The organism is Bradyrhizobium campsiandrae (assembly GCF_014529705.1).
GTDB classification, from domain to species: domain Bacteria; phylum Pseudomonadota; class Alphaproteobacteria; order Rhizobiales; family Xanthobacteraceae; genus Bradyrhizobium; species Bradyrhizobium campsiandrae.
Map to the genome: position 1 here is coordinate 1 of NZ_JAANIH010000248.1, position 403 is coordinate 403.

Sequence of the window (403 nt, forward strand, 5' to 3'; positions counted from 1 at the left end):
GCCGATAAGAGTGTCAAGTTATGGGCCATGATCGAGACCCCACGGGCGGTGCTGGATTGCCTTGACATCGCTGAGGCCTCCGACCGTCTGACGGTGCTCATCATGGGCACTAACGACCTGACTAAGGAGCTGCGCGCGTCTCACGTGGCTGGCCGCGCCCCGGTGGTGACGGCGCTGCAGATGTGCATGCTGGCGGCTCGGGCAGCAGGTACCGCCATTCTGGATGGGGTCTACAACGACGTCCGCGATGTTGAGGGATTCACCTCCCAGTGCCGTGAGGCCCAGCTCATGGGATTCGACGGCAAGACGCTCATTCACCCCGGCCAGGTCGGCCCGGCCAACGAGGTCTTCGCACCCGACGCTGAACAGGTCGCGGAGGCCCGCGGCATCATCGACGCCTGGG

The 403-nt window shown here is 65.0% G+C and carries 1 protein-coding gene; it reads left to right on the forward strand.

Features of this window, described 5'->3' with window-relative positions; all coding sequences use genetic code 11:
• Positions 1–27: 27 nt before the first annotated feature.
• Positions 28–403, forward strand: a 376-nt coding sequence (locus tag G8O24_RS47295) for an aldolase/citrate lyase family protein (protein WP_244646429.1), incomplete at its 3' end; no start/stop codon positions are given.